Consider the following 26,072-nt stretch of genomic DNA (forward strand, 5'->3'; position numbering starts at 1 on the left):
GAGGGACGGGGGCGCTGTTCTGCAGGTGTCCGTCCGCTGCGGTAGTTGAGTGTTCCGCTACCGGAAGACGGGCCGTCGATCTCCTCGGTAGGCGTACCCCAGGGCTGTCAGGCGGGTACCGGGGCGCGGGCGGGCGGGCGCGCGGAGCTTGTGGTGCCATCGCCAGAGCGCGAGCAGCGGCCACAGGGTCTCGGGGCCGACTGCAGCCGGGTCGGTGGGGATCGCGAACATGTGGCTGACCAGCGGGTCGCTCGTGAGTTCGTCGTGATGTTCGGTGACCAGCGCGGCCAGTGACGCTTGGACGGCGCGCATGTCCGGAAAGGGGAAGACGGCCTTGGGGCGGTCCAGAAGCCGGGCGGGCAGCGTTCCGCGCATGGCCGCGGTCAGGTGCACTTTGCCGTGCCGGGCCGAAGCGTCGACGTGGGTGGTGAAGGGCTGCCGGAAGGCCCAGTCGACGAGCCGGTGGTCGAGGAAGGGGAAGCGGGCCTCGACGCTCATCCGCATGGCGAGGAAGTCCTCGAACTGGACCACCCGGGTGAGCTGGGTGTGGACCAGCAGCCGGTGGACGCGCTCCAGCGGGGGCCCGGTGAGGACGTCCCGGTAGTAGGAGAGGACATCGGCGTGCGCCTGCGGCTGGAGGGCGAGCAGCTGGGAAGAGAGGCCGGGGATCTGCCGGGAGGCCGGCAGGGACCGCACCGTTGAGGTGTCGGGACGGCGGGTGTCGAGGATGTGCCGGACGAAGGCGGGCCGGGCGATGTAGCCGCCCATGATCTCGTCGGCTCCCTGCCCGTTGAGGACGACCCGCAGGCCCAGGTCGCGCACGGCCCTGTAGTTGCCGAGGATGGCGACGTGCCGGGGATCGTCTCCCACTGCCGCCAGGTCGCACACCGCGTCCAGGTCCTCCAGGCCCAGAACGTGGGGCTGAATGCTCACGTGGTGATGGACCCGATCGGCGAGGTGCCGGGCGACCGCCCGGCTGAAGGCCAGGTCCTCGTTGCCCTCATCAGAAGGGCGGCCGTCATCGCCGTAGGCGGTGGTCACGCAGGGCAGGGTGCGTGTGCGGGAGGCGAGCGCGCTGATGGCGGAGGAGTCCAGGCCGCCGCTCAGGAAGGCCGCGACGGGGACGTCGCCCATGAGCATGCCGTCCACGCTCTGGCCGAGGAGGTCGGCGAGTTCGTGGGCCTGCTCGGCGGCGGAGACCGGTGCCGCATCGGCCGGGGTGTCGGGCAGCCGCCAGTAGGCGTGCTCGTCCAGCCGGCCGTCCGGGGACACGGTCAGGGTCGTCGCCGGCGCGAGAGCCCGGACCTGTTCGACGGGCGTGGCGCACTGGTCGATCTGGAGGGTGGAGGAACACAGGAGCTGGCGGGCCAGCGTCTCGTGGTGCGGGCGGCGCGGGACGTGTCCCGAGGCGAGCAGCGCCTCGATCTCGGAGGCGAAGAGCAGGAAGTCCTTCCCCTGGTGGTAGTAGAGCGGCTTGATGCCGATCCGGTCCCGTACGAGGGACAGTTGCCGGGTGCGGGCGTCCCAGAGGGCGAAGGCGAACATGCCCTGAAGCCGGTGCACGGCGGCGGCGCCCCAGTACTGCCAGGCCCGCAGGACGACCTCGGTGTCGGTGCGCGAGGTGAAGGAGAAGTGGGCGGAGAGCTCGGAGCGCAGCGCGGGGGCGTTGTACGTCTCGCCGTTGTAGACGAGGGTCAGGTGATCGCGCGTCATCGGCTGGTCCCCAGCCGCGCCGATGCCGGTGACGGCGAGACGCCGGTGCCCCAGGACGATGCCCGGCTGCTGCCACAGCCCTTCCCCGCTGGGGCCGCGGTGCGCGAGCGCCGCCGTCATCCGGTGTACTGCGGCGGCGTCCGGGCGGTCGCCCGGGGCGGTGTTGTCGCCGAAGTGCAGGGCCCCGGCGATCCCGCAGCCGGAGAACACCACTGTCATCGCTGCTCCTTCGTCGGGTGTGGGTAGAGCTGCGCGAGGCGGTCGGCGGCCGTGCTGAGCATCGAGTGGTGGTCTCCCGTGACGAGGGTGTGCCCGGTGGTTCGGCCGAGGGACAGCCACTCGCTCGGGTCCTGGTCTGCGGCCGTTGACGGCTGCACCAGATGCAACTGGTCTACAACGGTGGTGGGTTGCCAGCGGCTGAGGGCCTGTTGGTGCCGCAGCAGCAGCGCGAGCCGTTCGCGGACGAACGTGTCGGAGTCGTGGACCTGGAGCTCTGCGGCCAGCGCGGCGTCGGGGCCTGAAGCGGTGGCCGCGGCGTTCACCGCCCGGGCGATATGCGCCGCGGAGAGGTCCGGGAGCAGTGCGCCGAGCTGGGCGGTCATTGCACTGGATCCGGTGGTCTGCAGCGGCGGCGGGTCGAGCAGCACCAGGTGCACGTGCTCACCAAGGTTTTCCAGGAGACGGGTCATCTCGAAGGCGACCGGTGCACCGAATGACCAGCCGGTCAGGGTGAAGGGGCCGGTCTTCTGCACCTGCCGGATCCGCTCCACGTAGCGGGCGGCCAGGGAAGGGATGTCGGCGGCCTGGCCTTCGGGGGGATCCGCACGCAGCCCGTAGCAGTCCCATCCGGAGCCGAGCGCGTGGGCCAGCGGGCCGTACCAGTGGACCTGTCCGTCCACCGGGTGGACGAGGAAGTGCGGCCGCCGTTTCCCGGCGGGCCGAGCCGGGGTGGGACTCAGGGGTTCGAGGAGGGCTGCGCGTTCGAGGACCTCGACCATGCGGGCGGCGGCGTCCTCCACGGAGCCGGGCTCGAAGCGCCCGGTGTCGATGGCGAACGTCAGGCCCATGGCCGGGCCGTCCACCGCGGCGGTCAGGTGCAGTGCGGTCGGCAGGATATTCGCTTCTCCGATGGGGTCACCGCTCGGGCCGTGGGCGACCCGCACCGTCCGGGCGTCGTCCACACGGTCGCGGACGCCGAGGTAGTTGAACGTGATCTCGGGCATGGCTGCCCTGGCTAGCAGGGTCCCCACGGGGGAGGAGGCGGCGAGATAGCGGGCGGCGGCGAATCCCGTGCCGCCGCGCGGCACGTCGGTGAGCTGTCGGCGGAATGCGTCCGCCACGGCGAGCAGATCGCCGCCGTGGCCTTCCGCCAGCAGGACCGGGTACAGGCTGGTGCACCAGCCCACGATCTGGTCGGCGCCCTCCAGACCGTCCCGGCCGTGTCCTTCGAGGTAGGTGTACAGCTGGGAGGACTGATCGGTCAGCGGCTTCAACGCCCGGTGCATCGCGGCCAGCAGCACCGCGGTGACGCTTGTGCGGCCTCGCCGGGAAAGGTCAAGGAGTTGGGCGGTGGCATGCGGCGAGAGCCTCGTGGTGAGGTGGTGGAGCTTGCCGTAGGGCGCCCGGTCCGAGCCGGTGGTCCGCAGGGCGGGCTTCGGCGCCTCGGCCAGGCGCAGCCAGTACTCCTCATCGCGCCCGTCCCTGGTGGCCCCGGGGTCCGCCCCGTCGAGGGTGGGCGCGGGCGGTAGAGCCGTGCCGGGAGAGGTCAGGGCTCGGCTCACGTCGCGTCCAAGGATGTCCCAGGAGACGGTGTCGACGATCAGGTGGTGCAGGACCATGAACAGCCAGCGCCGTCCGCCGACAGGATCGGAGAACACGGCGGCCCGCCAGAGCATCCCGCCTTCGATCTTCAGGCCGTCGTGCAGGGTGTTCAGGATCTGCGGGTCCGGGCCTTCCTGCCCGGGGGCAACGGTGTGCTCGGACAGGTGCACCTCCGGGGCTTCGTTCAGCTGCCGGGCCCACCCCCGCTCCGTGGCGACGAAACAGGTGCGGAAGGCGTCGTGCCGGGCGACGACGCACTGGAGCGCCTCGCGCAGATCCGCTGCGCCGTGGGCGGGGGAGATGTGGAACAGGCGGGCCTGGTTGAAGTGATCCGGCTGGGTGAAGTCCTGTGCGAAGAACCACGCCTGGATCGGCGTCAGCCCCAGCCTTGTGCCGGCCGGTCGACGCTCGGCGGCCACGATGTCACTGGCCGGCTGGTCGTCGAGCAGCGCGGCGAGGGCGCGGGCGGTTCCAGCCTGCAGGATGTGGGAGACCTCCACGTGCAGGCCCTGCTCGCGGAGCCGTGCAGCGGCGCGGATCGAGGTCAGCGAATCCCCGCCGAGAGTGAACCACTCCTCGTCCAGACCGATCCGCTCCACAGCCAGCAGCTCCTGCCAGACGCCGATGACCGCGGACTGCATCGGCGTGAGCAGGACCGGGCCCTCCTCGGGCGCCGGACGGTCTGAGGGCTGGGGAGCGGGCAGAGCCCGGCGGTCGACCTTGCCCGTCGCCGTCAGTGGCAGAGCGTCCACGACGACAACGACCGGCACCATGTACGCGGGCAGTCTCAGCGCCGCCCATGCACGCACCTCCCCGGTCAGGCCCTGGGGTGCGCCGGGCGCAACCGCGTACGCGATCAGGCGTCCTGCCGTGTCGCTCTGGTAGTCGGCGACCACGTAGGCGGCCGTCACGGCGGGATGGGCGGTGATGACGTGGCGGACTTCGCCGAGCTCGATCCGGTAGCCGCGGATCTTCACCTGGTCGTCCAGGCGGCCGGACACCTCGAAGCGGCCGTCGGCCCGCAGTCGTCCTGCGTCGCCGGTGCGGTACATCGCCACGCCCGCCAGCGGCCCGGTCTGCGGGGTGACGAACCGCTGGCGTGTCAGGTCGCTGCGATCGAGGTATCCGGCGGTGACGCCGGGCCCCGACACGCACAGTTCGCCCCACGCGCCGACCGGTCGCGGGCGCAGCTGCGCGTCCACGATGTGCAGGGCGTAGTTGGCCAGCGGCCGCCCGATGGTGACCTCCCCGCCCGGGGACGGCTGGTGGGGGTCGTGGACGCGGGAGGCCGCGCACCACACGGTCGCCTCGGTGGGCCCGTACTCGTTGTCCAGGGTGACGTGGGGCAGGCGGCGGGCGTGGTCGCGGATCAGGTCGGGCGGGCAGGGTTCCCCGCCGATCGCGACCGCGCGCAGGCTGGTGGACCAGCCGGCCGGGAAGACCGGGAGGAGGTGCTGGTAGTAGGAGGCCACGAAGTTGACGTGGGTGACGTGTCGGTCCTCGATCAGCGTGCGGACAGCGGCCGGGTCCCTCACGTCCTCCTGGTCGGGGAAGACGAGGGTCCCGCCGGTCCACAGGGTCCAGAACATCATGGAGGTGGCGACGTCGAACTGGAGCGGCAGCGAGATGAGCGTCCGGCCCGGGGCGGCGCCGAAGTGGACCGTGCGCGCGGTCAGCGCGGTGATCGCGTTGGTGTGCGTGGCGACGACGGCCTTCGGCCGCCCGGTCGAGCCCGAGGTGTAGACCAGGTAGGCGGCGTCCGCGCCCGTGACGTGAACGGGACGCAGCACGGCCGCCACCGGTTTCTCCGGTGCGACATCGCAGACCAGCAGAGGAAGCCCGGCCCCAACGCCGCGGATCGCGGCGGCCGTACGGCGCGAGCACACCACCGCTGCGGGCGAGGCGTCCCGCACCATTTCCTTCAGCCGTGCGGCCGGTTCGTTGGGATCGAGGCACACGAGGGCCGCCCCCCGGCGCAGTACCGCCAGACACGCGGCGACATGTTCGCTCCCGGGCCCGCACGCCACCACGACCCGTTCACCGGGGCGTACGCCGACGGCGTCCAGCTGCACCTCCACCCACGCGGCCACCAGGTCCAGGTCCCGGTAGGTGAGGGTGCGCGGTCCGTGCACGACGGCCACGGCGTCCGGGGCGGCGGCCGTCCGCGCCGCGACTCCGGCATGCAGGGTGGCGTGGGCAGGTGCGACCGCGGGGCCTGCGGCCAGTTCGACGGCCCGGTGGGCCTGCCACGGATCCAGGGACTCGAGTGCCGTTGCCGGACGGGCCCATGCGGCCGGGTCGGCCAGGGACGTCAGGATGCGGCCGAACGACTCCAGCAGCAGCCGGGCCGTCTCGGCGGTGAACAGGTCCCGGTTGTACTCCCACAGGATGTTCACCCCGTCGTGCGTACGCCCGGACCCCGGGGCCGGGGGGTGCGGCACGCACACGACGTTGACGTCGTTCTTCGCCGACCCGTTGTGGTCGATGTGCAGCCGGCCTCGCAGCCCGGGCGCGGTGAAATCGGGCCGGGGGGAGTCGTGGAAGGCGAACATCAGCTGGAACAGCGGATTGGCCGACGGATCTCGCGTGACACCAAGATCCTTGATGATCTCGATGAGGGGAAACTCCTGGTGGTCCTGAGCGCCCAGCAGTACCTCCATGGTGCGGGTGACCACCTCGCCCACCGTCGCCGTGGCGGCCACCTGCAGGCGCAGGGGCAGGGCGTTGACGAACATGCCGAGCAGCGGGGCGGTCTCCGCCTGGCGGCGGTTCGCGAGCGCCGAGCCGATCACGAAGTCGTCCTCGTCGGTGTGCTGGCGCACCAGCAGCGCGAACGCGGACAGGAACACCGCGAAGCGGGTGACACCGTGCCGGGCGCACATCACGTCGAGCGCGTCCACGGTCTCGGCCGGGATGTCGGCACGCAAGCAGGCTCCGTTGAAGGTCTGTTGCGCCGGACGGGCATGGTCGCCTGCGAACGTGACACCGTGCCCGGCCACGCCCTGGAGTTGGTGCTGCCAGTAGCGGCGCTGCGCGGCGAAGTCCTCGGAGGCAGACCAGCGGCGCTGCCAGAGCGCCCAGTCGCGGTACTGGACCTCCAGCGGGCCCAGTTCGGGCTGCCGGCTGCAGACGAGGGCCGCGTAGGCGTCGCGGATCTCCCTCATCAGCAGGGTGGCCGACCAGCCGTCGTGGACGAAGTGGTGCTCGACCTGGAACAGGGTCCAGCGCCGCTCGTCGAGCTGGTAGAGGTACCAGCGCACCAGGGGCAGGCGCGTGGTGTCGAAGATCTGGGCGCTGTGCGCGGTGATGTGCCGGCTGAGGGCGGCCTCCCGCTCCGGTTCGGGCAGCCCGCTCAGGTCGCACGTCTCCAGCACAACGTCCCATGGGGCGTGAACTTTCTGGAGCGGCTCGTCGGGCTGTTCGTGGAAGGTGGTGCGCAGAATCTCGTGCCGCGCGACCACGTGCGCGAGAGCGGCTCGCAGCGCTTCGGGGTTCACCTCTCCTTCCAGGTGGAGTGAGCACTGTGTGTTGTAGGCCAGGGAGGCGGGAGCGAGTTGGTTGAGGAACCAGATCTGACGCTGCTGCCAGCTGAGGACCGTGCCCTGAGCCGGATGCTGGGTGGCCACGAGCGGGGGCCGGTCGTTCGGTGCGGCGGCGCGTACCGCGGCGGCGATCTGCCGGATCGAGGGCGTGCAGAACAGCTGGCTGACCGGGACGATCACGTGGTGGTCGCGTGCGATGCGGGCCCCGAGTTGCATCAGGGCCAGTGAACTCGCTCCGTAAGCGGTCAGCGAGGCAGTTACCCCGGGCGGCGGGCATCGGAGGATGTCGACCACCGCGGCGGACAGGGCCTCCTCCAGCGCATCCGCCGGCGCCACCGCTTCCGGGTCCTGGACCGCGCCGGGGGCGGGCAGTGCCGCTTCGTCGATCTTGCCGCTGGCCTTGCGGGGCAGCTCCGGGAGCACGACGCAGGCCGCCGGGACCATGTACTGGGGCAGGTGAGCGGCCGCATGGCCGAGCACGCTCTCGGTGTCCAGGGTCGGCCCGTCCGGCCGGGGCGTGAGGTAGGCGACGAGCACCGCACCCGGGCCGGAGTTCTGGCGGGCGACGAGATGGGCGACGCCGACGTCGGGGTGGCCCATGAGGACCGCCTCCACCTGGGCGGGCTCGATCCGGTTGCCCTGCACCTTCAGCTGCCGGTCCACACGCCCGGCGAAGACGTAGTCCCCCTCGGCGGTGAGTGCGGCGAGGTCACCGGTGCGGTAGGCACGCTGCCCGTCCTGGAGATTGACGAACGACCGTGCGGTCAACTCCGGGGCGTTCAGGTAGCCGAGCGCCAGCTGCGCCCCGGTGATGTACAGCTCGCCAGGCCCGGTGCTCGCCTGAAGGGCGCCCTTGCCGGTGCACAGTAGGTACTGGGTGCCGGTGACCGGCCGGCCGATGGTCAGCGGCACCCGTTGCCGCGCCGTGCCGTTCCAGACGCAGGCCTGGCTCGTCCATACGGCGGTCTCGCTCGGACCGTACTCGTTGTGCAGAGACACGTCGGGGAGCGCACGGACGTGCCGGTCGACGACCTCCTCGCTCCACCGGTCGCTGCCGATCATCACCCGGCGAAGAGCATCAAGAGGTTCCGCGCCGGCGTAGTCGAGGAACGCCGGATACAGCGAGGCGAGGTAGACGAGGTCGGTGATCTTCTCCTCCCGCACGAGAGCCACGGTCGCCGGGACGTCGCGCAGGCCGTCGGGGCCGATCACCAGGGTGGCCCCGGTCAGCAGCGCCCAGAACAGGACGCCGGAGTACACGTCAACGGCCGGTGAGTGCAAGAGGGGAACCCGGCCGGGAAGACCGTAGGCGTCGACGCGAGCCGCAGTGGAATGGAGCATCGCCGTGTGAGGCAGCACCACCCCCTTGGGCCGGCCGGTGGAACCGGAGGTGAAGATGACGTACGCCGGATCGTCAGCGCGCACGGCGGCCCCGACGGCCGGATCGTCCCGCAGCGAACGTCCGCGCGCGATCAGCTCCTCGACGTCCTTAGCCGAGGGGTCGAGCACCTTGGCCCGCGACGGAGTGGTAATGACCGTGTGGGGACGGGCGCCGGTGAGGATGGCGCAGAGGTAGTCATCGGGTGCGGACGGCTCCAGTGGCAAGAAGGCGAACCCAGCCCGGAGCGCCGCCAGCGCGGCGCACACAGCGTCGGCGCCTGGGTCGAGGACCACAGCGACCAGCGCCCCTGCCGGAGCCGGGCCGGCCGCTGCAAGTCCGCAGGCGATGGCGGCGATGCGGGACTCCAGCTCCGCGTAGGTCAGGGACCGGCCCCGGTCGCGGACCGCGATCCGGTCGGGGTGCCGTCGGCACACCTGGTCGAACGCGGCGGTCAGGTTCGGCGCCGAGCGCAACGCCGCAGCGATGGCGCTCATTTGGCTCCCTCCAGTTCGGTGATCCCCGCTCGTATCCGTTCCTTCTCGCGCTCCGGGAGCTGGTCGCCGAGGTGATGCAAGAGGTGCTTGAGGTACTGCTCGCGGTCGGCCGGCGGCGTCTGGGGCCGGTCCAGGAAGATCACGTCGTGTCGGGAGAGCGCCCGGACGGCGAACATCGGCACCGGACACCGCATCACGGGCAGGGCGGGGTTACGGACGCTGGTGACCGCGCTGTGCGGGTGGAACTCACCGATCATCAGCCCGCGGGCGACGAAGCTCATGCGCAGCCGGGCGTGGCCGCCGTCGATGAACGCGTCGGCCCCCTCCTGCGGCAGGTCGGGGAAGACCGCCATGAGCGCACCGGCCCGGAAGGACTCGGCGTCGTCGAACAGTTCCTCGTACAGAGCGGCCAGCGCACCGCCCTTCTCATCCGCCTCGTCCACGGAGGCGGTGTCCGTGCGGGCCGCCACCAGGCGGACCAGGTTGAGTCGCAGCGCCGGGGCAAGCCGCGGGCACACTGCCCCGGGCCGGCCGAGGCCCGCGTGCGGCTGGGTGACGAAGGAGTGCACCCAGCCCAAGACCCGCTCGTACTGGGGATAACGGTCATACAAAGCGGGGGCGTTGGCGGCGTCGGTCAGCGAACCGGTTTCGAACGGGTGCCGCACGGCAGGCGGGCGCACGAGACTCACCTCTGATCTGAGGGTGATCGGAAAGAGGAAGAAGGCGGGCGCCGGTGGCCACCCCGTTGTTACGAGATCCACCGGCGCCCAGACACGGACAGCGCAGGTGTCAGCGGTCCTGGGCGGGGGCCGGGCAGGCGGTCTGTTCCTGGCCGTCGGTCTTCGTGGAGACGAATCCGCCGGGGCCCACCGGCCGGTCACCCAGGAGCGTGACCCGGTACATCACCCGCGGCTCGCCGACCGCGTCGACATCCCCGACGCCGATGTGGGCGGTGCACCGGTTGTCCCAGAAGGCGACGCTGCCGGGCTCCCAGGTGAAGCGGACGGTGTACTCGGGCCGGGTCACCTCGCGGGTCAGCAGCTCCAGCAGGTGGCGGCTCTCCATCGGCGACAGCCCGAGGATCCGTCGCACCCTGGCCGGGCTGACGAAGAGCGCTTTGCGTCCCGTCTCCGGGTGGACCCGCACCACCGGGTGGACAGCCACCTGGGGGCTGGCGTTGACCCGGTCCATGACCTGCTTGTCGATCTCGTCGTACGGGCTCATGTCGTACGCGGCGAAGAAGGTGTGCTCCGCCCGCAGACCGTCCAGGAACACCTGGAGCTCAGCGGGCAGCCCCTGGTAGGCGGCCTCCAGGTTCGTCCACTGGGTGTCGCCGCCCCGGGAGGGCAGGGTGTCGGCACGCAGCACGGCGCCGGCGGGCGGGTTCACCGTGTGGGTCATGTCGCCGTGCCAGGCACCGATGCCGTGGTGTAGCCGGGAGCGGTAGTGCTTCTCGTAGTCGACCCCGTAGGCGTCGATGTCGATCTGCGGGGAGATCGTCAGGATCTGCGGGAACGCATCGAGCGCGCCGCCGCTCTGCGGCCGGGCGCGTCCCGTCAGTTCTCCGAACCGGGAGCCGAAGGCCACCTGCCGTGCGTGATCAAGTCCCTCCTGGCCGCGGAAGAACAGCACCTTGTGCTCCAGCAGCGCTGCCCGGATCTCCGCGATGGTCGACTCCGGCAGATCCTGTGCCAGGTCCACACCGCTCACGGTGGCCCCGATGTGCCCCGCGACCCGGGACACCGTCAGCGAATGCGTGGCTGTCGTCATGAGTGCGCTCCAGTCTCACGCGTGGGCAGGGCGTAGAAGGGGTTACCGGCAATCGGCGTGGACTGCCGGCCGTCCGGGCCGACGGGAATGTCGCCCAGGAGCGTGACGCGGTACAGCGTGCGCCGCTCGCCGGCCACTCCCGCATCGCCCGGCCCCAGGTGCGCGGTCGACCGGTTGTCCCAGAACGCCACGTCACCGGGCGACCAGCTCCACCGGACGGTGAACTCAGGCCGTGTGATCTGTTCGAAGAACAGCTGGAGCAGGGCCTTGCTCTGGGTCGGGGTGAACCCCATGATCCGGTTGGTCGATGCCGGATTGACGAACAGGGACCGGCGTCCGGTCTCCGGGTGGACCCGTACGACGGGGTGCTCTGACACCAGCGGGTGGGCCTGCGCCAGAGCCAGTACCTCCGCGTCCATCGGATCGTGCGGGAGCATCTGGCAGCCGGCGAAGAACGCGTGTTCTGCTCGCAGCGAGTCGGCCAGCGTGCGCAGTTGCGGCGAGAGGTGGGCGTAGGCCGCCTCCAGGTCCGTCCACTGGGTGTCGCCCCCGAAGGACGTAATGCGCTCGGCACGCAGGATCGACGCGGCGGGCGGGTTGAGCGCCGGCGTCAGGTCGGTGTGCCACCCGTCGGTGTAGCTCAGCCACCGTCCGCGGTAGTGCTCCTCGAAGTCGACCCCATACCGGGGATCCCTCTCCTGGGAGTCGACCGTCAGGATCTCCGGGAATCCCTCCGGTGCCGCCCCGGAGTGCGGCGCCGGGCGGCGGGACAGGTCACCGAAGCGCCGCCCAAGGGCCACATGGTCCGCGTGGTCGAGCTCCTGCTGGGGGAAGAACACGACCTTGTGGGCCAGCACCGCTGCCCAGACCTCCGCCCGCGTCTCCTCGTCCATCGTCCGGAGATCAACTCCGGTGATGCGCGCGCCGATATGACCCGCGAGCGGTTCGACGGACAACCTGGGCAAGACGCCTCCAGGTGCCTTCACGAGAGATCACCATCCGTTCTCAGTCGGGCTGAGGGGAACCTCGGAACTGTGCTGGCAGCGCAGCCAGCGAGCCCGAGGTCGTCCGTATCGCCAAACGGCGAGGACCCCAAGAGCCCACCGCACGCTCACGTAGCGCCGCCAGAGGGATGGCGGTAGCGGCCTGTAGCGGCTCTGCGCACTTCAAGTAGCGGCTTGTAGCGGTTGTTCGCTATGCCGGACGCCCCCGGCAGGGCGGAGTAAATTGCGTCTTCCTGGCTTCACCGACGCGGCAGGGATCGATGTGACCGAATCGCGCAGACACACCGGGAAGAGGGAGCGAACGCCCAATGTGCGCCTGAAAGAGGTGGTCCAGCGCTCGCGAATGACGCACCAGGAGATAGCGGACGGCGTAGTAGAAGAAGCCGAGGCAGACGGCCGCACGGATGTAAGGCCACCGCACCGCACCCGGGTCTCGCACTGGATCAACAGCAGCGAGACGCCTCCGCACCCCTTACCGCTCTACCTGGCGAGGCTCCTAACCCGCCGGCTGGGTCTTGCAATACCCCTGCGTGCAGCTGACATTGGACTGGACAGCTGCTCCTGCTGCGAGAACCCACAGCCCCCGCTTCTGCGGGTGCCCGGTCTAGAAGGTGATCCTACGAAGCGACGCACCGCCCTTGCTGCCTTCGGCGTGACAGCCCTGTCGCCCCTCACGACTGCCGTCGATACCGCGCGTGCCTACACCCAGCATGCGACCGCTACCGAGCTGGGGCCGGACGACATCGCCGACCTGGAAGTGACGGTCCACGAACTCAGCTCCCTGTACTCGGTGAAACCGCCCGAGCAACTCCGGGCACGGGCAGGTGAGGAGCGGCATCGCGCCTACCACTTACAGCACGAACGCCGCCACACGGTCCAAGAGGGCCGGGAGCTGTCGAGGCACGCGGGGATGCTCAGTGTCATCCTGGCCTGGATATCCCACGACCGCGGACAGTCCGACATGGTCGCGGCCTACTGCGACGACGCCTGGGAACAGGGCAAGCAGGCCGGCAGCCTCGAAGTGGCTGCGTGGGCGGAAGATGTTCGCTGCACCGACGCCCTATATGACGACCGCCCCATTGACGCTCTCGCTGCCGCCACTCGGGGCCTGAGCGCGGCCCCGCACAAGAGCGACGTCGCGATTCGCCTGACGTCGCAGCTAGCGCGTGTACACGCGAAACTCGGTGACCGTGACGGATTCGCCGAAGCGGCAGCGAAGGCCCACCAGTATCAGGGGGCCGTTCCCCTGCACGGCACGGGACTCTTCGCCGTCGACGGAGTTCGAATCGTCTCGTACGACGCGTCGTCCTACGGATGGCTGGGTGATCACGACCGTGCCCGCAAGGCCGCCCTGGAGGCCATCGATTGCTATCGAGGCATCCGCGGTCCCATGACCGCTCCCACTCGTCTGTCCATCGCCCAACTCGACTTAGCCCTTGCCTACTCCGCACTCGGCGAACCCGAAGCGGCGGTGCAAACTGCTCGTGAAGCCTTGGGGGCCGGACGCCTTGTTCAGTCAGTCCGGGGACGTGCGAAGCAGCTGAACCGGAAGCTCCGTATTGATCACCCATCGCACCCCGACGTCACAGCGCTCAGCGAAGAAGTGCGCCTTCTGACCGCCTGATGGGCTTGTTGTCGTGCTGGAACCGGCTTGCGTAACCACGACACCTTGGCGTTCTACCAACGATGCAGGCTCCTGGGTTGCCTCCGTATATCCCTGGACGAGACCCCAAGGTGAACCGTGCTCCGGCGAAGCCGCTCGACTTCCCTGACCGCGAGGTGTGGTCGACAGCAGCGCTCGATGCGAGCGAGGAAAAGCTGCCCGATGGCCCGTGATGGCGATGGCGAGGTCCCCACTCCGCTTCCCGGGGACACCGCGCGCGCCGTCAGCTATCGCTTGCGCTTCGGCTTCCGCTTGGGCTGGACCCGCTTGCCTACGGGGCGGACCGAGGGCTTCGCCGCTCTCACCTGCGTGGCCGCAGCAGCCTGAAGCACCGTGAGCAGCTTGTTCTTGAGGGCCTGGCGCTGCTCGGGGGTGGTCGCGTCCGCCGGCGTCTCCAGGAGGTGAGCCTTGAGGACGGCGAGCATGTCCCACTCCCACGGTCCGCGCTGACGCGGTCCGGGAATGAGGCGGACGTAGTCCTCGTCATACAGGTCGGCGAGCAAAGCGAGGGCGTCGGCGTCGGTGATCTTGTTGACCTGTTCGCATTCAGGGGCGCCGGTGGCGACGCTCTCCGCCTGACGGGCCTGCTGGAGCAGCATCAGCCGGATGTTCTCCAGCGTCGCCATGCGTCCGCCGGCCCCGCCGCACAGCCAGGCAGCTGCTGCCGCTGAGATGACGAAGCTCACGGCGCCTCCGTCCTCGCCGCCGGAGAGGTCCATCGGTTCCGTGCCCGGGGGGAACGCGGCGAGCTTGGCGAGTGCCTCCGTGCGGAACTCCTCGGGCGTGAGCCGTTCGACGATGCCACGAGCGCCCTCCGTCACCGCCTCGTTGGGCAGGGGGCCTCGCTCCTCGATGGCGGTGAAGGCGTCGTTGACGATCCGTGCGACCTCCTTGGTGGCGAACTCGTAGCGGGGCATCGAGTACGGAGTTCGACCGGGATCGTCGTCCCAGGTGCCGATGCGCTCCACCAGGGCTGCGAATGTGTCCGGCGCTTCATCGATCAGCGCGATGATGGCGCGCATGGCCATGCCGCTCATGCGGCCCATCCGCTCCGCGATCGGTCGCGGAAGCTGGTCCATCAGATCGTTCACGTTTCCCGCCCCCTGTTCGGCTGGCACCGACGCTATCAGCGGCCAGCCCCCGCATCCCGTGGATGACGGGACTGCTGATCTTGGGCTACCGCATCGGAGGTTGTACGGCCTGGAGGATGACGGCGAGCGTTGTCCAGTCCACGGCGTGGGGACTGTCCGGGCACAGGATGTCGGCGAGTTGGGCGACTTCCACGTGAGTGTGCTCGGTCTCTTCCACGTTGCCGTGGCTGGTGGTGTCGGCCCGCAGTTGCTCAAGTTCGTGTGTGCTGAGTTCGACGGCGTACGCGGTCTGGGTGTGGGCGGACAGGGTGCCGGCCGCCTGGCGGGTGCCGACGAGGTGGAGTCGGGCCGGGGAGAGGGGCAGGCCGGTCTCCTCGGTGAATTCCGTCGCGGCCGTGAGCCGGGGGTCGCCGGGCTTGGCGCTGGATCCTCCGGGGACTTCGCGGATGTAGGCGTCCGGGGTGCGGGCGGGGGAGCGGAACTCGCGTACGAGCACGATCTCGGTGTCCTGCCAGCGGGGCGCGGGCCGGTAGGCGACGACGCTGGTGAGGTCGGGCCTTCCCAGGACGACTTCGTTGTCCTTCACGCGGTCCTCGGCCGCGATGTGGATGCGGGCGGCGTACGCCCACAGCAGGACGTGGGACTGGCGGGGGCCGACGCGGAAGGTCCAGGAGATCCGGCCGCCGAAAAGCGTGTTGCCGGCGTCTTCCTGGGCGGCGAGCCAGGCGCGGAAGGAGGGGGTTCGCCACAGCAGGAGTGGTACGTCGCGCTGTCCGGCGGCGCGAGGGGCGCCGGGGCCGATGCGTTCCAGGGCCAGGGCGATGGCCTGGGGCAGGGTCTCGGCGATGGGGACCTTGAGATCCTCGGCGAGCAGGCGCAGACGCCGGCCCGCGGGGTCTGCGCCGTCGGCGCAGCCGAGGACGGATCGACCGTCGTCCAGGTCGCCTTCGGGCCAGCCCTCGGCGGCCAGGCCGGACTGGGGGTACCAGTGGATGATCTCGTCGGCGCGGGCGCGCTGGGTGCGGTCCCATTCCAGCTGGCTCGCGGCGTCCAGGTGCAGGGTGCCGCCGCGGGCGTGGGAGAGGAACACGACGAGGGTGCCGGGCTGGCGCCACTGGAGGGCCGCTTCGTGGAGGGCCAGTCGGGACGACTCCGGATCCAGTGGGGCGCCGGTCAGGTAGAGGCTCGCCGTGTAGATCTCGGGCGGCTCCTCCCCGGCATAGACGGGCTGCACGTCGCTGGGCGCGGTCACGGGCTCTCGGTACTTCCCTTCCGCTGCTCAGGTGCCGCTCGCGAGCGGGATCGGCGCGGCCACGGTCTCCCAGGTGATGGTCTTCCCGGCAGCGTCGGCGGCGACGTCGACGAGTTCGACGGCGTCGACGCGCAGGGGGGGCGTGGCTGGGGCGGACGCGGCGCAGCCGGCGGTGGATCTGGTGATAGTGCTCCAGGGTGACCTCGTCGGTTAACGGTAGCGTCGGATATTGGAAGTCCGGGAATGCTCGGAGTATTGCCACGGTTTGTCCCTTCAGCTATCCGTGCTTGCCGAACGTCGGCAGTCCGCCCGAGATCGTTCGGATACTGCGTCCGCGGCGGGATAACCGCTTGGTCATCAGCAGTTGCCGGGCCATCGCGCTCCACTGCGCTGCCTCGTCTTGGTTCCCTTCGGCTCTGTGCTCACGGCCGGCCGCGAGCATGGCTGCGCGGGTCTTTGCGTACAGAGGGTCGGCCATCGAGGATCCGGTTCCACTGATCCGGATTGCACCTTCGGAACCTCGTCGGCAGAGCACCACGCGATGGTCCGTACCTTCTTGCACCAGGCGCACGGCGTACGGACCGGCTCGGCTCCTGCCGAGGGAGATCTTCCCGAGCTGTATCAGGAGTTCTGGGTCGCATGGCAGCAGGACTTGATCTGCTTGGGCGTCGCGCGTGGGAGCCAGCGACACGAGGTCGAGGCGTCCGCCGTCCCATCGAACCCACATGCCGAGCGTGGGCCAGGCGACGGCTGGGTCGAGAGCGGGGTGGGGGCCGATCGCGTCCATGTGCTGGTCTCCTGTTCCGTGGGCTCGGTCTCGTGGCTGATCGGTCATGACGCGTTCACCGGTCGGCCGAGCCAGAAGGCGGCGACGGAGGGCTGGTCGAAACCGGCAGTGGAGCCATCGTGGGGCAGGAGTTCGGTCGGCGCGATGTATCCGTCGCCCGGTTCGAGGCGGATGCGCAGGCAGCGCAGCGGGTGTTCTTGGGAGACGTACCTGCGTACGTCGTCGGTGTGGGGGTAGTGCCGATCCAGCATGGCGTCGGTGTGAACGGCACGGCAGATCTGCTGTACGTCGTGGTCGCCGACGAGCAGATAGCGCGGGCCTGGCCCGAGGTTGAGGCAGAGTCGCCGTCGGCCCTGGTGACGTCGGGCATACGGCAGCCGGTCGAAGTTGTCGACGTGCAGGCCGATCCGGCGCCCGGTAGCGGAGTCCTCGGTGGTGGTGGTCTGGTTGCCGGGGCTGGCCGTGCAGCCCAGGAGTTCGGTGGGCCAGCGGCCGTGGAGGGGGTCGAGCCGGGTGGCGGTCTCCAGGTGACCCGCCAGGTCGTCCGGGTCGAGGTCTGGCAGTGGGCGGTGGACGAGCTCTATGCGGACTATGTCGGGGGTCGAGTCGTCGGCCTGGTGCCGCTCGGCCTCGGCGGGGGTGAGAGGCACCCAGTCGCCACTTGGGATGAGGGCGCTGTTGTCGTAGCCGGTCTCGCCGCCGTCGACTTGCCGGACCGGTGCGGTGTCGCACCGGCCGCGTATGTCGTCGAACGTGTTGAACACGAGTCGCGGGCCCATGGTCACACCTCCGGGTGCGGGGCTACTTGTCGTCGAGGTCTTCGCCGAAGGTGACGTTCAGCTCGGCGGAGAGGGCCTCGGCGAGTTGGAGTGTCTGGGCCTGGTCGATGACGATCTGCTTGAGCGAGGAGAGGCCACGGAGCTGGGAAAGGTCGTTGCCCCGAAGGTCGAGGCCGCGGTACTTCCCGCCGTCGAACTCGGTCAGCCGCAGGTCGCAGTCGTCGATCAGGGCGGCGCTCAGGTCTGCAGCGGTGAAGGTGGTCTCGCGCAGCGAGGTCTTGGCGAAGATCACGGGGCCGGTGGCCCGGACGCGGGTGAGGGTGCTGTAGTCGAGCTTGCAGTTCTCGAACAGGACGTTGTCGAGGGTGACGTCTTCGAGCGTGGCACCCATGAGTTTGCAGTCGCGGAAGACGACGCGGGAGATCTTGCTGTCGGTCCACTGCAGGGAGGACAGGTCGCAGCCGGAGAACTCCACGGAGTCGACGCGGAGCTTGTCGAAGCGGGTGCGCTGGGCTTTGAGGCCGGTGATCTGCCCGTCCATCAGGTGGGTGTCGGCGAGGTCGAGGTCGCGCAGATCTGCGTCGGCGTAGTGGAACTCCGCTACACGGCCTCGGCCGCCCTCCAGCGAGGTGACGTTGGAGAGGTAGAGGCCGGGCTCGTTCAGGGCGGGGAGCGTGACGCTCGTGCGGCGGATCGTGCGGGTGTCCATCAACAGCCCTTCAGCGTGGTGTCTCGGTCGCCGGGTGCTGCTGGCACCCCCGGGAGGGATGCCAGCAGCACCGAGCGGCTACTTCTTGTTCCAGTTGTCCCAGGTCGGGCGGTTGTCGAAGGGCGCCGGGTTCTTCGCCCAGTTGTCCCACGTGGGCCGGTTGTCCCACGGTGTTCCAACGATCATCGGGGGCAGGGCGTCGTGCGGGGCAATCAACTCCATCACGACGGGGGTGTCGGATGTGGCGAGACTGTCCAGGACCGTCATACAGCTGTCTCCTTCGTTGCGAGAGTGGACAGGGCCGTGACCAGGGCCTGCCGGGAGACCCGGCAGTAGTTGGTCTCGGTGGACTTCAGGCTGCCGTTCTCGAAGTAGCGGTTGGCGGCCTGCGCTCCGCGGCAGAAGTCGAAGAATTCGCATTCGGTCTGGCAGCGGTCCAGGCCGGTGAGGAACTCGCGTACGTAGCGCAGTCGGTGAGCGTCGCGGAGGATCTCGGTCAAGGGCCGGCCGAGGATGTTACCGGCCGCGAAGTCGCCGTACTCGGGCGCCGTGGTGTCCGCGAGTTCCGGGGAGAGCAGGACCACGTCGCCCTTCCAGGAGACGGTGGGGATCGGGTCCAGGAGGCGCCGGTCCCACTCGGCTCTCCGGCCGGAGCGGATCAGCTGGAGATACCCGGCGAGGCGATCGACTTCCCGGACTGCCGGCGCGCCAGGGTGCTTCCGGGACCAGGTAATGATGCGGCTCCAGAACTCCTCGGCCTGGACTGCGGTGGGCGGCTGCCGGTCGGTGTTGATCCCCTCGATCTCCTCGATGTTGAAGCCCACGGAGTGGGCTCCCAAGGTGGTCAGGAACTCCATCAGTTCCTCCGGCATCGCGATGCCCAGGGTGCCGACCACGGAGATGACGGAGAAGGGGATGCCGTTCTCGCGCAGCTGTGTGATGCCGCGCAGGATCCGGTCGAAGGCCGGCTTGCCGCGAAGATCGACACGCTCAGCGTTCAACGCGGCCGGGCCGTCGATGCTCACCCCGAGGTGGACGTCGTACGCGGACAGCAGGTGGCACCACGTATCGGTGATCAGCGTCGCGTTGGTCTGCACATAGTGGTGGACCCGGCCCGCGTGACGCAGTTCCTCGAACGGGTCGAGCAGGGCCGCGAACTTCTGCTGGCCGACGGCAAGCGCCTCACCGGCGTGCCAGACGACACCGATCGGATTGCCCGTGTCCTCGAGCTCGGCCACCTGCTGCGCCAGGACCTCGGCCACTTCCGGCGGCATCTGGTGCTTGAGCTTGCGAAACGGCAGATAGCAGTACCGGCAGTCCAGATTGCACCAGGTCGTGGGCTGGATCACCACAGTCTGCGGGCTCGCGAACCGCTGCTGGTATCGGGCGCGCCACGAGGGCGGGCGAGGGCGCATCGGGATCCTCTTTTTGGCGGACAGGGGCATCGCCGACCGCGGGCCGAAAGGGCCGCGGGTCGGGATGCGACCACTTTCCGTCCCGCCGCGACGTGTACCCGATGACATCGCGTTGTCATTGCCGATGACATGTCATCGATGGGGTGATGACACGGCTCGAAGCCGCCGCTATCGCACGGGAGTTCGGGGCCCAGTACGGTGGGCTATCGTGGCGGATGTGCCTCGCTCGATTCTGATCCAAGACGGCCAGACCACCCGCGACGTCGGGTTGGTGTACTGCTGCTCGGGCTACCTCGTGGAGCGCGGGAAGGTCCTGCTCGTGCACCACAACCGCTTCGACAAGTGGGTTCCCCCGGGCGGTCACATTGAGCCCGGCGAGTCCTTCGCCGGCACCGCGGTGCGCGAGTTCAAGGAGGAGACCGGCCTGCTGGTCGAGGCGATCTCCAGCCAGCCCGCCATCCACCCGGCCGACCACAACGCCACCCCCGAGCCGGTGCCGTTCTACGTGGACATCGAACGCGAAGGTTTCCCCACCCCCGCACTGGTCCAGTTCTTCTACGTTCAGCGGCAACCGGGCACCCGCGAGCAGGCCGTGGTGGCCGACCTCGAAGAGGTGCACGGGGCGGCATGGTTCGCCCTGGAGGACCTCGACACCCTCAAGACCTTCGACCAGGTCCGCTCCCTGGCGCGGTTCGCCCTGTTGAACTACCCGGTGGTGGCGGAGCGCGCTACCTCGTAGGCGGGCGGCCTACCGTCCCGCGAGGCGATACCCGCTGGCTCCGTCCACCGTGCTGGCCAGTAACAGGCGGGCCGGGGCACCGCCGAAGGCCGCAGAGATGGCCTGGTTGAGGCGCTGGACGTACTTGGGCACCGAGGACGGGGCGACGTAGAGAGCTGCCGCGATCCGGTCGGTCGCCAGCCCTGCTTCGGCGGCGTCGTGCACGGCCCTCACCACGTCGAACAGGCGCTCCGAGAGCTCACACGTCACGCTTCCTTCGCTGTCGCGCGCGCCGATGATGACCGTTCGGCCGGGACCGAGTGCGACATGGGCGATGACCATCTCGGCTGACGCCTCGCTCACCACTTCTGAGGTGCTGTCGGTGAGGCTCATCCGGGCCAGGCGGTGCATTGATTCGTCGTAGGCCGACACCGTGTAGTACGCGGCCCGGATGGTGGCGCGTTTGCCCGAGGCACCCGGCTCGTTCCACAGTCCGGCCTCCGGGTCCCACAAGTCGTTCATCAACTTCCACGCCTTGGCGAGCCGGGGATCGCGCGGACCGGCGCCGGCCCGGATGGCGGCCTGGGCGCATAGCGCGTACGCCATGTGCTCCCATGCGGTGCCCTGTACGTCCTTGTCGTCCTCGACGAACGTCTCCCAGCGGTGGTGGTTGTGCAGCAGCCACTGCCCGGCCTCGGCAACGACGTCGGACAGTTGCTTGTGCTGCACCGGGCCGTGCACCCCTCCCGTCTCCCGCGGTTCATCGCGGTACGCGGGCTCGCCGGCGGGCCCGATGCCAGCGGATACGGACGACAGCGCGAGCAGGCACAGCGCGGTCTTGCTGGGACTCGGGTCCGTGTCGATATAGGTTCGCCACCCCCACGCCCCGCTGGGGCGGCGGTGGTAGAGCAGGCCGTGCACGCCGTGGTTGATCAGGGGCTCCACGCGCTCCAGCAGGCTGTTGGTCTCCACCCCGCCGGGCAGCATGAGCCCCGGGCCGAAGTCGTGGAGGGCATCTCGCAGGTGGGCGAGCCCGTGCACCACCAGGGCCGTCTGATGCAGCGAGGTGTCATCGAGCCCGAGCACCTCGGGCCACCCATGGTCGACCTGGTGTTCTTCCAGCCAGCCGACGCACCAGGCCGCGGTCTCCGCCACACCGCCATGGTGGAAGAAGCGCGGGTGGGACAAGAGCCCGGCGAGGCCGAACGCGATGAACCGGGTGTGCTCGCCCCGTCCGCCCTTGTGGCGAGGCTGGCAGTGCTCCGGGATCGCGCCGGTCAGGAAGTCGAGCGCCTGGCGGACCGGCTGTCCGGCGAGGCCGGCGGTCCGCAGGATCGGCAGCACCTCGCTGGTGTTCACGATCGAGGACACCGAGGTCAGAGTGAGGCCCCAGCCGCCGTCGTACCCCTGGTTGTGTAGCAAGGTCCGAGCCGCCTCGCCCGCTCTGGTCTCGAACGCCGCCAGCCCTGCATGCGCACTCTTCACGATTCGCCTCCGCCACCGAACACGGGCCGCCCGGTCGTTCTGTACCCAACTGACCGACTGTGCACGCGCGTTCAGGGCCGGAGCGATACGGTGCATGGTCATGAAGCCGTTCGTTTTCCAGCATGCCCAGGACGTGTGGCCAGAGGGCGAGACCCTGCTTCACGTGTACATCACCCCGCAGGATCAAGATCGAGAGCTGACCGCGCTCGTCACGCGCGCGCACGACGTGCTGAAGGACTTCCCGATCACGCCGGTCGCGCTTCCCTGGCTGCATATCACCGTCGACCAGATCACTGACCGCGTGGGAGCGAACATCTCGGCGACTGAACGCGACGCTCTGGTCGCAGAGCTGGGGAAGGAGCTCGCGAACGTCGAGCCGTTCGACGTCATGATCGGCTCGCTCATGTCGTACGCGACCGGAGTGATCGCCGACGTCCATCCCGACGGGCCCCTCAAAGGCCTCCACACCACCGTCCGCGCCGCGATCCAGACGGTGCGCGGGTCCAACGCGACGGGCTACCCCACCAAGGTCCCGCACCTCACGCTCGGATACGCCGCCGAGGAATGCGACTCCGACCAGGTCCAGAGGAAGCTCCGCAACGAAGTACGCCCGGGACACGCCCCGATGCGGGTGGACGCCGTTCACCTCGTGGACGTCACCTCGGACACCCAGGCCAAGACGATCACGTGGGACCACGTCGCGACGATCCCGCTCGGCGGCAGCTGAGGTTCGCAGTTCAGTCCGCCGGGCGCGTGCGAACCGGCCGGGCGGCGACGTCGGCCGCGTACGCTGCCCAGTCCCCGCCGCTGGCCTGTTACCACTGCACGGCTACCGCACGGTGGATGCCCAGCATGCGCGCGAGGATCGCCGCCGGAACCTGAGCGGCCAGCGTGAACAGGGCGGTAGCTCGGTCCTGGCGCGGGTTGACGCCCAATGCCCGCAGCCGGAGGACCAACTGATCTCTGCTGAGGCTGAGCGGCTTCCCGGGAACCCGCTCGTGGATGAGCCAGGTCCCTGGCTCATCCACGAGCGGGTGGCCGCGCCGGCTTGCGATCAGCTCTTCCATCAGGGCATCGAGCGGCGCCGGCAGCACGATCGGGCGGTCCCCGAGCGTCCAGGCCGTACTCGCGTGCGGTGTCCACGATCGACGCGGCGATCAGGTCGCCGGCCCAGGCTCCATAGGCGGAGGCGTCGTGGGCGCGCGCGGTCCACGCGGACGGGTAGGCGGTGACGTGCCACAGCACCAGACCCCCGGCCCACGTCCGGGCGGCATCCCACACAGTGGCGAAGCGGGCCTGCTCCATGCACGCGGTGATCTCCGCCGGGGTGGACGCATCCTCCAGCCCGGGTATGAGCCAGCTCCACCGGTCCGGTGGAGCCGCTGCGTCGTCCCGGCCCGACGTCGTCCCGCCGCCGGGCGTGCCGGATGTTCGCCGCGGCCAACGTGGCCGTAGCCACGCCGCCGAGGGCCAGTCCGGTCTTCACCGGGCCGACCGCCCAGCACAACACGGCAGCGACCACGGCCAGCGCACCCACGGCGGCCCTGATGATGTTCTTCCGCATGGCGCGGAAGTCTGCCAGGTCCGTCGCGGACACCGGCCGGAAGTCGGCGGCCCCTGGTACGACACCGACCGGGCTGGCAGAGTGGCCGTAGCGATCAGCGAGGCAGCATAGGGGAGGGCCCACAGGTGCGGTGGACCGTGAAGGGGCGCAGGACGAGGATGTACGAGGAGCAGGTCCGCGTGGCTGCGTGGCGGGTCCAGCTGACGCTCGCCACCCGCACCCCCAGCGCGGGCGCCAATGAGGCGGACCGCATCGTCGGCGCGACCGTCGAGCACAGCGTCCACATCGAGGAGGCGCTCACCGCACTGCTGAACGTCCTCGGCCCCAACCATGCGCTGACCCGCCCGGCCTTCGAGGCGAGCCGCGCCTGCCGGGATGTGTCCCTGCTCCACGAGAGCTGGGCGGCCTACTGCGCCGAGCAGGCGCGGCCGGGCGCCGACGACACCGTCCTCGCCATGGACCGCGAGTTCCCCGTCCCGGCCCGCGTTCGGGCATGGGCCCGCTACGAGACGGCCCGGGAGCGCGCCGGTGTGCTGGCCGAGCGGCTCGCCGTTCTGGGTCCGCAGCTGGCGGCCGTCACCGGGCGGGACTTCTCCGATCGTCTTCTGCTCGCCACGACCTGACCGTCATCACGCCGGGGCATCAGGAACGTTCGACACCGACCGCGGGGTGCTCGCTTTCGTGCAGCACCAGGCGGCGCAGTTCCGCAGCGGCGAACTCGACGGCGAGCAGTTCCCAGTGCCCGCCGTTCCGTCCAGAATCGGTACGCCGGAGAAGGACGTCGAGGCTCACCGGGATCTCCTCGGACACCGAGGGTTCGTCCTGATCCGGCTGTCCAACGTCCGTCCGCCGGCCGGCGCCCCGCGCTCGCTCGTGAACGAAGCGAATCCGCGCGGTCCGCAGAAGGGTCTCCATCGCCTCATAGGCGGCGGCCACGGACTCGCGGTCGTCCTGGGCGTGGTGCAGGAGCAGCCGCAGGTCGAAGATCACCTGGCGGGTCACGTCGTTGACCGTAACGCTGGGGTCCTGGACGAACTCGGCCGACGGCGGCTCCCCTTCAGCGTCGCCGGCGTGCTCGGCCCAGGCCACCAGCTGGTACCACCGCCAGTGCTTCTGCTCGCTGGGCTCCACGCCGTAGGGCGCAGGCAGGTCCGGAAAGCGAGGCCCGGCGTAGGGGTTGACCCAGCCGCACCCGCATCCGGCCGTCAGGGCGCCGGTGCTGTCCCACCACACCGCGTGGGAGGCGGCGTCACCGTCAAGGACTTCCACCGTGCCGTCGGCGGCGGTGCGGTGGACCCGCAGCTCGTGCCCCTCTTCGCCGACGACAGCGGGTTCCCCGGCCGGCGCATCGGAGGGCGGGGGGTCGTTTCGGTTCCTGGCCTGGAACAGGAGGCCGTGCGCCTCGGTGACCCGGACGCCGCGTTCCTTGGCGATGCGCCGTGCTTTGGCCTTGCGGTCGTTGCTCCCGCGCTTGGTCATGACCGGCTCCCAGCGGGCGGGGTGCCCACGCCATCCCGCCCTGAAGTCCGTGTCTGGTCAGAGCGAAGCATCATGGGCCCTCGCCGGACACCGGTCCGGGTGCCGGACCGTATCCGGCGAGCCTTCGACCCTGTGCCGGGCGGTGCGGCGTGGGCGCGGCGCACGGCGGTCTCGGCGCGTGCATGACCTGCGCCGCGCCCAACGTAACCCACGGGCGTACGACCGGGAGGCCGGTCGGCTCACTCCCCGGTGGTGCACCGCGCGATCAGGCCGGGCAGGTCGTCCTCGCTGAGGGCGAGGTGGTGGGTGGGTTCGTCATCGTGGAGGCGACGGGTGACGACGACCTCATATACGTCGGCTCGTTGGTCGTCCGCGTATTGCTCGGTCAGCTGGTACCAGTGATGCAGGACCCGCCAGGTGAACCGCTGCGGGTCGGGGCTGGCCTGCCAGTCCAGCTCGAGATGGAAGTGGCGGTGGGCGCTGGCGACCGCGCGGCGCAGCTGTTCCGGCACGACCTCGGGATTGCTGGCCCGGTCGAGGAGCTCCCGGAGGTTCTCCTCGCAGGTCTTAGCCGGCGGGAGCGGATCGTTCCACCCCCGGGGAGGGCCGTCCTTGAGCGTTCCTTCGGGGCGGCGCGGCCAGCGCAGATCGGCGCACGCCTCCACCTGGTCGGCGTCGATGTCCTCGGTTCCTTCAACGTCGTCGAGGTCGACCACGTACACGGCCGGCCCGTCGACCGTCTCGCTCTTGTCATCGAAGTACCAGCCGACGTCCCGTACGTACCCGCGGCGCCCGGTGAACGCCCCGGCGGTGACCTTGAGCCGCTCGTGAGTGTGGTGCCCTTGGCGATCGGTGATCATCTGCCGTTGGACGACGCCCGCCGCCCAGTGGGTGCAGACCTCCAGGGCGGGGTCGGGCAGGCCGTTGCCGATGCCCCGGCTCATGCCGCCCCACCGGGGTTCCGGTGCGTCCGGCACCCATCCGTCCCGGGAACTGTGCGAGAGGGCGGGCTGGAGGAAGGCGGACTTCACGGGGGCGTTCGGGTCCCAGGTCCGGGTCAGCCACCGCCAGCACTCGGTCACCGGGTCGCCGGGCGTCGCGGTGCGGGCCAGGTCGTGTCCGGCGCGGGGCAGGACGGTGGTGACCAGCTCGGTGACCCGTACGTCGTCGCGCAGTTGCCACAGCACCGACGGCCAGCCGATCGCGTCGACCGGCTGGCGCTCGCGCAGGTGCAGGGCGTAGAGGACTGTGGCGACGATGGAGCGCATCGCCACGTCGTCCCAGCACTGCTCGTCCATCCCGCCGGGCCGGTCGGCCGCGGTGGCGTCGGTGGCGCGCCGTACGGCCTCGTCCCACGGTTCGGGGGCCGGAGAGCGAGGGGGCATGGGCTGGCTCCTGCTGGTCG

22 protein-coding genes are annotated in these 26,072 nt (G+C 70.1%); 6 read left to right on the forward strand and 16 right to left on the reverse strand.

What is annotated here, in order from left to right:
- Positions 1 to 57: 57 nt before the first annotated feature.
- From asnB to ACIREO_RS22670, 5 genes are all read right to left on the reverse strand, one after another.
- Positions 58 to 1,932: an asparagine synthase (glutamine-hydrolyzing) gene (gene asnB / locus ACIREO_RS22650; protein WP_404113095.1), complete on the reverse strand. Its 1,875-nt coding sequence runs from the start codon at positions 1,930 to 1,932 to the stop codon at positions 58 to 60.
- Positions 1,929 to 8,951: an amino acid adenylation domain-containing protein gene (locus ACIREO_RS22655; RefSeq protein ID WP_404113097.1), complete on the reverse strand. Its 7,023-nt coding sequence runs from the start codon at positions 8,949 to 8,951 to the stop codon at positions 1,929 to 1,931. The genes asnB and ACIREO_RS22655 overlap by 4 nt, the downstream gene beginning before the upstream one ends.
- Complete coding sequence (locus ACIREO_RS22660; RefSeq protein WP_404113099.1) at positions 8,948 to 9,631, reverse strand: DUF6875 domain-containing protein; 684 nt, start codon at positions 9,629 to 9,631, stop codon at positions 8,948 to 8,950. The genes ACIREO_RS22655 and ACIREO_RS22660 overlap by 4 nt, the downstream gene beginning before the upstream one ends.
- Before the next feature lie 109 nt (positions 9,632 to 9,740).
- The gene (locus tag ACIREO_RS22665; RefSeq protein ID WP_404113101.1) at positions 9,741 to 10,721 is read right to left on the reverse strand and encodes a TauD/TfdA dioxygenase family protein; all 981 of its coding nucleotides are present in this window, start codon (positions 10,719 to 10,721) and stop codon (positions 9,741 to 9,743) included.
- On the reverse strand, positions 10,718 to 11,686 hold the full coding sequence (locus ACIREO_RS22670) for a TauD/TfdA dioxygenase family protein (RefSeq protein ID WP_404113103.1): 969 nt from the start codon (positions 11,684 to 11,686) through the stop codon (positions 10,718 to 10,720). The genes ACIREO_RS22665 and ACIREO_RS22670 overlap by 4 nt, the downstream gene beginning before the upstream one ends.
- 691 nt (positions 11,687 to 12,377) lie before the next feature.
- On the opposite strand from ACIREO_RS22670, the gene ACIREO_RS22675 reads away from it, so the two are divergent.
- The gene (locus tag ACIREO_RS22675; RefSeq protein WP_404113105.1) at positions 12,378 to 13,349 is read left to right on the forward strand and encodes a hypothetical protein; all 972 of its coding nucleotides are present in this window, start codon (positions 12,378 to 12,380) and stop codon (positions 13,347 to 13,349) included.
- Positions 13,350 to 13,615: 266 nt separating this feature from the next.
- On the opposite strand, the gene ACIREO_RS22680 is transcribed toward ACIREO_RS22675, so the two are convergent.
- Complete coding sequence (locus tag ACIREO_RS22680) at positions 13,616 to 14,479, reverse strand: hypothetical protein (RefSeq protein WP_404113107.1); 864 nt, start codon at positions 14,477 to 14,479, stop codon at positions 13,616 to 13,618.
- Between the two features lie 85 nt (positions 14,480 to 14,564).
- On the reverse strand, positions 14,565 to 15,731 hold the full coding sequence (locus ACIREO_RS22685) for an NUDIX hydrolase (RefSeq protein WP_404113109.1): 1,167 nt from the start codon (positions 15,729 to 15,731) through the stop codon (positions 14,565 to 14,567).
- A 31-nt stretch (positions 15,732 to 15,762) separates the two neighbouring features.
- Here ACIREO_RS22685 and ACIREO_RS22690 point away from each other — a divergent pair, with 31 nt between their 5' ends.
- A complete protein-coding gene (locus ACIREO_RS22690) occupies positions 15,763 to 15,945 on the forward strand; it encodes a hypothetical protein (protein ID WP_404113111.1) in 183 nt (60 codons plus the stop codon).
- Between the two features lie 63 nt (positions 15,946 to 16,008).
- On the opposite strand, the gene ACIREO_RS22695 is transcribed toward ACIREO_RS22690, so the two are convergent.
- The 5 genes from ACIREO_RS22695 to amcB all read right to left on the reverse strand — a co-directional run bounded on the left by ACIREO_RS22695 (position 16,009) and on the right by amcB (position 19,421).
- Positions 16,009 to 16,518: a hypothetical protein gene (locus ACIREO_RS22695; protein WP_404113113.1), complete on the reverse strand. Its 510-nt coding sequence runs from the start codon at positions 16,516 to 16,518 to the stop codon at positions 16,009 to 16,011.
- 44 nt (positions 16,519 to 16,562) lie between these two features.
- A complete protein-coding gene (locus ACIREO_RS22700) occupies positions 16,563 to 17,297 on the reverse strand; it encodes a hypothetical protein (RefSeq protein ID WP_404113114.1) in 735 nt (244 codons plus the stop codon).
- Positions 17,298 to 17,319: 22 nt separating this feature from the next.
- Positions 17,320 to 18,006 carry a pentapeptide repeat-containing protein gene (locus tag ACIREO_RS22705; protein WP_404113116.1) on the reverse strand — a complete coding sequence of 229 codons (687 nt, stop codon included), beginning with the start codon at positions 18,004 to 18,006 and terminating at the stop codon, positions 17,320 to 17,322.
- A gap of 78 nt (positions 18,007 to 18,084) precedes the next feature.
- Positions 18,085 to 18,273, reverse strand: coding sequence for a multiple cyclophane-containing RiPP AmcA (gene amcA, locus ACIREO_RS22710; protein WP_404113118.1), 189 nt, complete (start codon positions 18,271 to 18,273; stop codon positions 18,085 to 18,087).
- Entirely contained in the window at positions 18,270 to 19,421 is a 1,152-nt protein-coding gene (gene amcB / locus ACIREO_RS22715; protein WP_404113119.1) for a cyclophane-forming radical SAM peptide maturase AmcB, read from the reverse strand. The genes amcA and amcB overlap by 4 nt, the downstream gene beginning before the upstream one ends.
- Positions 19,422 to 19,638: 217 nt before the next feature.
- On the opposite strand from amcB, the gene ACIREO_RS22720 reads away from it, so the two are divergent.
- Positions 19,639 to 20,160 carry an NUDIX hydrolase gene (locus ACIREO_RS22720; RefSeq protein ID WP_404113121.1) on the forward strand — a complete coding sequence of 174 codons (522 nt, stop codon included), beginning with the start codon at positions 19,639 to 19,641 and terminating at the stop codon, positions 20,158 to 20,160.
- A 9-nt stretch (positions 20,161 to 20,169) separates the two neighbouring features.
- Here ACIREO_RS22720 and ACIREO_RS22725 read toward each other — a convergent pair whose 3' ends face one another.
- Positions 20,170 to 21,624 carry a hypothetical protein gene (locus tag ACIREO_RS22725; protein ID WP_404113123.1) on the reverse strand — a complete coding sequence of 485 codons (1,455 nt, stop codon included), beginning with the start codon at positions 21,622 to 21,624 and terminating at the stop codon, positions 20,170 to 20,172.
- 100 nt (positions 21,625 to 21,724) lie between these two features.
- On the opposite strand from ACIREO_RS22725, the gene ACIREO_RS22730 reads away from it, so the two are divergent.
- A complete protein-coding gene (locus ACIREO_RS22730) occupies positions 21,725 to 22,351 on the forward strand; it encodes a 2'-5' RNA ligase family protein (protein ID WP_404113125.1) in 627 nt (208 codons plus the stop codon).
- A gap of 88 nt (positions 22,352 to 22,439) precedes the next feature.
- Here the strand turns inward: ACIREO_RS22730 and ACIREO_RS22735 are convergent, their stop codons facing one another.
- Entirely contained in the window at positions 22,440 to 22,718 is a 279-nt protein-coding gene (locus ACIREO_RS22735) for a hypothetical protein (protein ID WP_404113127.1), read from the reverse strand.
- A gap of 279 nt (positions 22,719 to 22,997) precedes the next feature.
- Between ACIREO_RS22735 and ACIREO_RS22740 the strand changes: the two genes are divergently transcribed.
- Together ACIREO_RS22740 and ACIREO_RS22745 are read left to right on the forward strand one after the other, a co-directional pair.
- A complete protein-coding gene (locus ACIREO_RS22740) occupies positions 22,998 to 23,279 on the forward strand; it encodes a hypothetical protein (protein WP_404113129.1) in 282 nt (93 codons plus the stop codon).
- Positions 23,280 to 23,367: 88 nt separating this feature from the next.
- Positions 23,368 to 23,811 carry a hypothetical protein gene (locus tag ACIREO_RS22745; protein WP_404113130.1) on the forward strand — a complete coding sequence of 148 codons (444 nt, stop codon included), beginning with the start codon at positions 23,368 to 23,370 and terminating at the stop codon, positions 23,809 to 23,811.
- A gap of 19 nt (positions 23,812 to 23,830) precedes the next feature.
- Here the strand turns inward: ACIREO_RS22745 and ACIREO_RS22750 are convergent, their stop codons facing one another.
- Entirely contained in the window at positions 23,831 to 24,667 is an 837-nt protein-coding gene (locus tag ACIREO_RS22750; protein ID WP_404113132.1) for a hypothetical protein, read from the reverse strand.
- Between the two features lie 239 nt (positions 24,668 to 24,906).
- A complete protein-coding gene (locus ACIREO_RS22755) occupies positions 24,907 to 26,052 on the reverse strand; it encodes a hypothetical protein (RefSeq protein ID WP_404113134.1) in 1,146 nt (381 codons plus the stop codon).
- Positions 26,053 to 26,072 lie beyond the last annotated feature (20 nt).

It is taken from the genome of Streptomyces sp. NPDC102441 (assembly GCF_044765585.1).
Lineage (GTDB): Bacteria > Actinomycetota > Actinomycetes > Streptomycetales > Streptomycetaceae > Streptomyces.

Coding starts and splice junctions, on each gene's coding strand:
- amcA (WP_404113118.1), bottom strand. CDS start 18,273: ATGACGGTCCTGGACAGTCTCGCCACATCCGACACCCCCGTCGTGATG.
- ACIREO_RS22750 (WP_404113132.1), bottom strand. CDS start 24,667: ATGACCAAGCGCGGGAGCAACGACCGCAAGGCCAAAGCACGGCGCATC.
- ACIREO_RS22755 (WP_404113134.1), bottom strand. CDS start 26,052: ATGCCCCCTCGCTCTCCGGCCCCCGAACCGTGGGACGAGGCCGTACGG.
- asnB (WP_404113095.1), bottom strand. CDS start 1,932: ATGACAGTGGTGTTCTCCGGCTGCGGGATCGCCGGGGCCCTGCACTTC.
- ACIREO_RS22655 (WP_404113097.1), bottom strand. CDS start 8,951: ATGAGCGCCATCGCTGCGGCGTTGCGCTCGGCGCCGAACCTGACCGCC.
- ACIREO_RS22665 (WP_404113101.1), bottom strand. CDS start 10,721: ATGACGACAGCCACGCATTCGCTGACGGTGTCCCGGGTCGCGGGGCAC.
- ACIREO_RS22700 (WP_404113114.1), bottom strand. CDS start 17,297: ATGGGCCCGCGACTCGTGTTCAACACGTTCGACGACATACGCGGCCGG.
- ACIREO_RS22705 (WP_404113116.1), bottom strand. CDS start 18,006: ATGGACACCCGCACGATCCGCCGCACGAGCGTCACGCTCCCCGCCCTG.
- ACIREO_RS22730 (WP_404113125.1), top strand. CDS start 21,725: ATGAAGCCGTTCGTTTTCCAGCATGCCCAGGACGTGTGGCCAGAGGGC.
- ACIREO_RS22695 (WP_404113113.1), bottom strand. CDS start 16,518: ATGGACGCGATCGGCCCCCACCCCGCTCTCGACCCAGCCGTCGCCTGG.
- amcB (WP_404113119.1), bottom strand. CDS start 19,421: ATGCGCCCTCGCCCGCCCTCGTGGCGCGCCCGATACCAGCAGCGGTTC.